Annotated in this window: 4 protein-coding genes; 3 read left to right on the forward strand and 1 reads right to left on the reverse strand. The window is 59.7% G+C overall.

Annotation, left to right across the window (positions count from 1 at the left end; genetic code table 11):
- Positions 1–87 precede the first annotated feature (87 nt).
- A complete protein-coding gene (locus tag QMX93_RS28990; protein ID WP_282358996.1) occupies positions 88–960 on the reverse strand; it encodes a LysR family transcriptional regulator in 873 nt (290 codons plus the stop codon).
- Positions 961–1,120: 160 nt separating this feature from the next.
- Here QMX93_RS28990 and ampC point away from each other — a divergent pair, with 160 nt between their 5' ends.
- From ampC to QMX93_RS29005, 3 genes are all read left to right on the forward strand, one after another.
- Entirely contained in the window at positions 1,121–2,287 is a 1,167-nt protein-coding gene (gene ampC / locus QMX93_RS28995) for a class C beta-lactamase (protein WP_282358998.1), read from the forward strand.
- A 371-nt stretch (positions 2,288–2,658) separates the two neighbouring features.
- On the forward strand, positions 2,659–3,282 hold the full coding sequence (locus QMX93_RS29000) for a response regulator transcription factor (protein ID WP_159815634.1): 624 nt from the start codon (positions 2,659–2,661) through the stop codon (positions 3,280–3,282).
- 3 nt (positions 3,283–3,285) lie between these two features.
- Entirely contained in the window at positions 3,286–6,864 is a 3,579-nt protein-coding gene (locus QMX93_RS29005; protein ID WP_282359001.1) for a transporter substrate-binding domain-containing protein, read from the forward strand.
- Positions 6,865–6,962 lie beyond the last annotated feature (98 nt).

Here is a 6,962-nt window from a genome sequence, read left to right on the forward strand (position 1 = left end):
GCTCGCGAAAGCGGTGGGTCAGTCACCAACGACTTGAATGACACACCGCTTTCGCGAGCAAGCCCGCTCCCACACGGGGGATTTGTGTCAGGCCGCCGCGTGTTGCAGCCATGATTTGAACGCCAGCATCGCCGCCGTTTCCGGGCGTGACTGCAAACGTGTCAGCCAATAACTGCCGGTGGTGATTTCAATCGCGAACGGCTGGCAGATCGCCTCCGCCGCCAGTTGCCGGGCGAACATCAGCGGTGGCGCCAATGCCACTCCACTGCCCTGCAACGCCGCTTCCATCATCGCCAGCGACGAGTCGAACACGATGCTCTGCGGCGGTGCAGCATGTGTCGCCATGCCCGCCGCGTGAAACCATTCTGGCCATTCATCGGTGCGATAGGAACGCAACAATGTCTGCTGCAACAAATCCGCAGGCGCATGCAATTGCCGGGCGATTTCCGGCACGCACAACACCGACAGCGGCGCGTCGAGCAAGCGTGTCGCCTCGATGCCATGCCACGCTCCCGCGCCAAACCGGATCGCGTAATCCAGCCCTTCCGCCGCGACATCCACGCGATTGTTGTTAGTCGACAGCCGTAAATCTATAAGCGGATGTTTCGCCCGGAAATCCGCCAGCCTCGGCAACAGCCAGCCCACGGCGAACGTGCCGACCGCGCCCACGGTCAACATTTCGCGGTACTGGCCGTCGGCGAGGCGTTCGAGAATTTGCGCGATGTGATCAAACGACGTGCTCAAGACCGGCAACAGCGTTTCGCCCTCGCCGGTCAGCATCAGCCCACGGGGCAGGCGTTTGAACAGGGTTACGTTGAGTTGCGCCTCAAGGCTTTTGACCTGATGGCTGACGGCGGCCTGGGTCACACACAACTCCACCGCCGCGCGGGTAAAGCTCAGATGGCGCGCCGAAGCTTCGAATGCGCGCAGTGCGTTCAGCGGCAATTGCGGTCGAATCATGCCCAGTCCCAAATTTTTCTAATGGCTCATGCGAGATTTCATCGTTTGTCGATTGGCGCCGGACTGCCTAAATTGGCCGCGCTGATCAGCCGCCCGAACGGGAAATCGTCCGCAGTGTAGCGGGATAGAATAATCAACACTCATGGAGAGTGGTTCATTTATGCGTTCAATCATGCCGAGCAAACTCTTTTCCTACAGCGCTTTTGGACTTTGCTTCGGCGCGGCTGCCTGTTCGGCTGCTGCGCCAACCGATGCACAACTGCAAGCCTTGGTCAGCGCTGCCGTTACGCCGGTGATGCAGCAGCAGAACATTCCAGGCCTGGCCATCGCCCTGACTGTTAATGGCCAACCGCATTACTTTAACTACGGCGTCGCCAACAAGGACAGCGGGCTGAAGGTCAGCGAAAACACCCTGTTTGAAATCGGTTCGGTGAGCAAAACCTTCACTGCGACGCTGGCTGGTTATGCGCAGGCGACGGGCAAACTGGATCTGTCGAGCAAGGCCAGCTCGCTGTGGCCTGAGCTGCACGGCAGCGCATTCGATAACATCAGCGTGCTGCAACTGGGCACTTACAGCGCGGGTGGTCTGCCGCTGCAATTTCCCGCTGAAGCCGATTCAGCGGACAAGATGCTCGGCTATTACCAGCAGTGGAAACCGCTGTATCCACCGGGCAGCCATCGCCTGTATTCCAATCCAAGTCTGGGACTGTTTGGTTATCTGACGGCGAAGAGCCTCGGTCAGCCGTTTGATCAGGCGATGACCCAAACCCTGCTGCCAGCACTGGGTTTGCAGCACACATTCCTCAGCGTGCCCGAGTCCGAAGCCAACCTCTACGCCCAAGGCTACAACAGCGCAGACCAACCGGTGCGTGTTGGCCCCGGCGCCTTGGACGCTGAAGCCTACGGCATCAAAACCAGCGCCGCCGACCTGCTGCGGTACGTCGAAGCGAACCTGAAACCGGCCAGCCTGAAACAGCCGCTGCAACAAGCCGTCGCCGCCACACACACCGGTTACTACACCGTTGGTGACATGACCCAAGGTCTGGGTTGGGAGCGTTACGCCTATCCGATCAGTCTGGAAAAACTGCAAAACGGCAACTCGAACCCGATGGCGTTGCAAGCGCACAAAGTGCACTGGCTGACCCCGGCGCAACCCGAGCCGCAGAACGTGCTGTACAACAAAACCGGCGCAACCGGAGGCTTCGGCGCGTACGTGGCGTTCGTGCCATCGAAGGATGTCGGCATTGTGATCCTCGCGAACAAGAACTACCCGAATGCGGAACGGGTGAAGATTGCGCACACGATCCTGAGTGCAATTACTCGATAAAGGCAGGCACCAAACCTGTGGTACTCCCTTTAGTGACACTAATCCCTGGTGACACTGATCCCCTGTGAAACCGATCCCTGGTGACACTGATCTCCTGTGGCGAGGGGATTTATCCCCGTTGGGCTGCGCAGCGGCCCCATCCATACCCTGCATTTCTACTGACACACCGCATGCAATGGTTTTGCGACTGCTGCGCAGCCGAACGGGGATGAATCCCCTCGCCACAGGAGGTTGGGGTAGCCCGTGACTACCCTCTTTCCTTGCATCCCCCCTCAAACCAAGTAGCATCGCGCTCTTTTTTCGCGGTCGCGCCCGCGCCGTGCTCTTCCCGGCGTGCGGGCTATGCTGAAACCGGGCTTGAGGACTGATCGATGAAAGTGCTGCTGGTCGATGATCACGCTGTGGTGCGCATGGCAATCGCGATGATTCTGGCGCGCGAGGGCCATGTCGTGGTGGCTGAATGCGACAACGGCGTCGATGCCTTGAGCAAGGCATTCGAGCTTCAGCCCGATGCGATTGTGCTGGATCTGGACATTCCGCAACTCGACGGCATGGCGGTGATCGACCGTTTGCGCATCGGCGGCAGTACGGCGCACGTGCTGGTACACACCGGTTTGAAAAGTATGGCCTACGCCACGCAATGCCTGCGCGCCGGGGCGGCGGGTTATCTGTCGAAGGGTGATGATCCGAGGGAGATTCTCACTGCACTGAAAGCCGTGGCCAATGGCGAACGCTGGTTTCCGCCAGGGACGCTCGACTCGGTCAATCACAGTGAATACACCCAGGACGACGCTAAGCGCATCGACACCATCACCCGCCGCGAACTCAAAGTCTTGCACGGTCTGGCGCAGGGCAAGACCAACATGCAGATCGCCAACGACATGCTGCTGAGCAACAAAACCATCAGCACCTACAAGACCCGCCTGATGCAAAAACTCGACACCCACACGCTGCTTGATCTGGTCGAGTTCGCCAAACGCAATCATCTGGTCTGAGCGATGAACCGGTTCAGACAACTGCTCGCTGTTCTCTGCCTCGGCTGGCTGGCATTGAGCGCCCAGGCCGACACGCTGAGCCTGCTCAGCCGCGCGACCAGCAATCAACAAACCCTGCCCCTGAGCAGCACGCAACGGCATTTTTTGACGCAAAAAGCCGTGTTGCGCGCCGGGGTCTATCTGCCGGATCGGCCGCCGCTCGACATCACCGCCGACGGTGGTGAATACCAAGGCCTGTCCGCCGATTACCTCGACATCATTGCTCGCACCTTGGGCCTGCGGGTGCAGATCGAACGGTTCGCCAATCAGGCCGAAGCGCTTGCCGCCCTGCAACGTGGCGACATCGATGTGGTGCCACGCATCAATCATCTGGAAAACCAGTACAGCGAACTGCGCATGAGTGCGGCCTATGCGTACGATCAAGCGGTGCTGGTCAGTCGTTTCGGCACCCACTGGGCGAACAATCAGTTGCCCAAGGACACCACCGTTCTGTTCGATTCGGACTGGATGATTCCGGGTCGCGTTGCCGCACTGTTTCCCGATCATCCCCGCGAGGCGGTGGAGTCGACACCCTACGGCCTCGGCCTGGTGGCCTACGGCGAAAACAAGGTGCTGCTGACCGACGCGATTTCCGCGCAATACCTGCTCGAACGCAGTTACCAGCAGAGCCTCAAACAGACCATTCAGCGCGACTCCGAAGGCCTGGGTTTCAGCTTCGCCATGCAGCGCGAAGACGCGCAGTTGCTCAATCTGTTCAATAACGTTCTGGCAAAAATCTCTCCGGCGGAACGCGCGCAAATCGCCCGGCGCTGGGGCATCGGTTCCAACCCGAAACTCGGTTACGGCCGTCTGCAACTGACGCCGGTCGAACAGCAGTGGATCAAGGATCATCCGATTGTCGAGGTGCTGGCCAACGACATGTATTCGCCGTTCAGCTTCTTCGATACCGAAGGCGAAATGCGCGGCATGTCCGCCGATTTGCTCGAGCTGATCAACGACCGCACGGGCCTCGCGTTTCAGCCAAAGAAAATCACCTCGATGGACGCCATGACCCGTCGTGCGCAACGCGATCCACCCAGCCTGATCGCGGCGCTGACTTACAGCGAGCGCCGGCACAAGGATCTGAAGTTCTCCCGCGCCTACGTGGTCAATCCGTTTGTACTGGTTACACGGGTCAAGCCCAACCGTGAGGGCATGAGCGGTCTGAAAGGCCGGCCGGTGGCAATCATCAAGGGCTCGGAAGCCGCGCATTGGCTGGCGCGGGAATGGCCGGAGTTGCGCCCGGTCGAAGTCGATACGTCGATCGAGACTTACGAACTGCTCGCCGAAGGTCAGGTCGAGGGCGTGATTCAGCCGCAGATGGGCGCGGCTTATCTGATTGATCGCTACTTTCGTGGACGCCTGCAAATCGACTCGGTGCTCGGCACACAACCGGCGCTGATCACTTTCGCCACCGGCAAACACAACGCCACGCTGATTTCGATCCTCGACAAAGCCATGCTCGACATCGCTCCCGGCGAGTTCAGCGACTTGGCCAATCGCTGGCAAAACCCACAGAACGGTGAAGACGGCTGGAGCACTTACAAACGCTGGATTCTGCGTGCGGCGATGGTTTTGGTGGCGGTGTTGCTTGGTTTTATCGCGTGGAACCTCGGCCTGCGCCGGCAAATCGCCGAGCGTCTCAAAGCGCAAAAAGCCTTGAGCGATCAGTTGCTGTTTATGAAGGCGTTGGTCGATGGCACGCCGCACCCGATTTACGTGCGCGACCGCAAAGGCCTGCTGCTCACTTGCAACCGCGCTTATTTGCAGGTGATGGGCGTGGAGCTTGAGCAGGTGCTGCACAAAGGCCTGATCGAGGCCAACGTGCTGCCGCTGGATAACGCCCACAACTACAAACGCATCCACCGCGCCACCCTGGAAAGCGGCGAGCCATCGTTCGACAATTTCCCGCTCTCGGTCAAGGGCCACACCTTCCACATCTACCACTGGGCCCTGCCCTACCGCGACTCCGACGGCAAAATGACCGGCGTGATCGGCGGCTGGATCGACCTGACCGAACAACAGCATCTGCAACACGCACTGTTGGCCGCCAAGCACCAGGCCGAGGCGGCGAACCGTGGCAAAAGCCATTTTCTGGCGGTGATGAGCCACGAGATCCGCACGCCGATGAGCGCGTTGATCGGTGTGCTTGAACTGCTGCGCAATCGTCATCCCGAGCGCACCGGCGATGGCGAGTTGATCGACATCGCGCAGAAGTCGGCCGGCGGCATGATGGAACTGATCGGCGAGATTCTCGACCTGACCAAACTTGAAGCCGGCCAGTTCGAATTGCGCAGCAGCCGCTGCTATCCCGAGCGTCTGGCGCGCACCGTGGTGCAGGCGTTCGCCAGCCTCGCGCAACAGAAAAACATCGAACTGACGTTGATCACCGATGATGCTGATCAAGCGGTGGAACTGGATTCGCTGCGATTTCGGCAGATTCTTTCCAACCTGCTGAGCAACGCGATCAAGTTCACCGCCCAAGGCACGGTCAGCGTTGAGCTGAGCCTGCTGACTCACGGCGATCTGGTGCAATTGCGCCTGGCGGTGCGCGACAGTGGCATCGGCATGGACGAGCCACAGCGCCAGCGCCTGTTTCAGCCGTACACCCAATTCGCTGACGGCCAGAGCGAAACACAGATTGGCACGGGGCTGGGGTTGTCGATCTGTCAGCAATTGACCGAGTTGATGGGTGGGCAACTGACCTGCGAAAGCGAGCCGGGGCTCGGCTCGTGCTTTACCCTCAACCTGAGCACCCGATTGCACACCGAGACACAAACCCTGCCGACAATGGCGACTGAAGATCTGCCACCGCTGCCGTCGCGGCATGTGCTGATTGTCGAGGATCACGAATTCAATCGCGTGGTGCTGCAGCGGCAACTGGAATCGCTGGGGATGCGCGTGGCCTGCGCCGAAAACGGTCTCGAAGGGTTGCGCCTGTGGAGCGAAGAATCTTTCGATTATCTGATCACCGACTGCAATATGCCGCTGCTCAATGGCGACAAAATGACCCGCCAGTTGCGCGCCATCGAAGCCGCCGAGGGGCGCACGCCGACTCATGTGCTGGGGCTGACCGCCAATGCGCAGCCTGAGGAAACCCGCCGCTGTCTCGACGCGGGCATGAACGCCTGCCTGTTCAAACCGCTGACACGCAGTGCCCTGGAGCGTTATCTGCGTGAATCCGAACGTGAACGTCAGGCCAGTGCGGCGTGTTTTGATCCGTCCAAGGTCAGCGACATTACCGCTGGCGATCCGGGGCTGACCCGGCAATTGCTGGAGACGGTGTTACGCACCAATCAGCAGGATGTCGAGGCGATGGAAATGCTGTTTGCAACGGGGGATTTTGAAGGCATGGCGCGGCGTTGCCACAAGATTCTCGGGAGTGCGCGGATTATTCATGCGACGCCGTTGATTGCGGCGTGTGAGCAACTGGAGGTGGCGTGCAAGTCGAGCACGACTCAGCAGGAGGCGCATCGGTTGTATGAGGGGTTTGTGCAAGAGATGAAGCGATTGCAGACAGCATTACAAGAACACGCAGCTTAAAACTGTAGGAGTGAGCCTGCTCGCGATAGCGGTGTATCAGTCAACACATGTATCAACTGACATGCCGCTATCGCGAGCAGGCTCACTCCTACAGGGGG

Origin of the sequence: Pseudomonas sp. PS01303 (genome assembly GCF_029959385.1) — a bacterium.
Lineage (GTDB): Bacteria > Pseudomonadota > Gammaproteobacteria > Pseudomonadales > Pseudomonadaceae > Aquipseudomonas > Aquipseudomonas rustica.

Excerpts from the sequence above, each read along its gene's own strand:
- QMX93_RS28990 (WP_282358996.1), bottom strand. The coding sequence starts at position 960 with ATGATTCGACCGCAATTGCCGCTGAACGCACTGCGCGCATTCGAAGCT.
- QMX93_RS29005 (WP_282359001.1), top strand. The coding sequence starts at position 3,286 with ATGAACCGGTTCAGACAACTGCTCGCTGTTCTCTGCCTCGGCTGGCTG.
- QMX93_RS29000 (WP_159815634.1), top strand. The coding sequence starts at position 2,659 with ATGAAAGTGCTGCTGGTCGATGATCACGCTGTGGTGCGCATGGCAATC.
- ampC (WP_282358998.1), top strand. The coding sequence starts at position 1,121 with ATGCGTTCAATCATGCCGAGCAAACTCTTTTCCTACAGCGCTTTTGGA.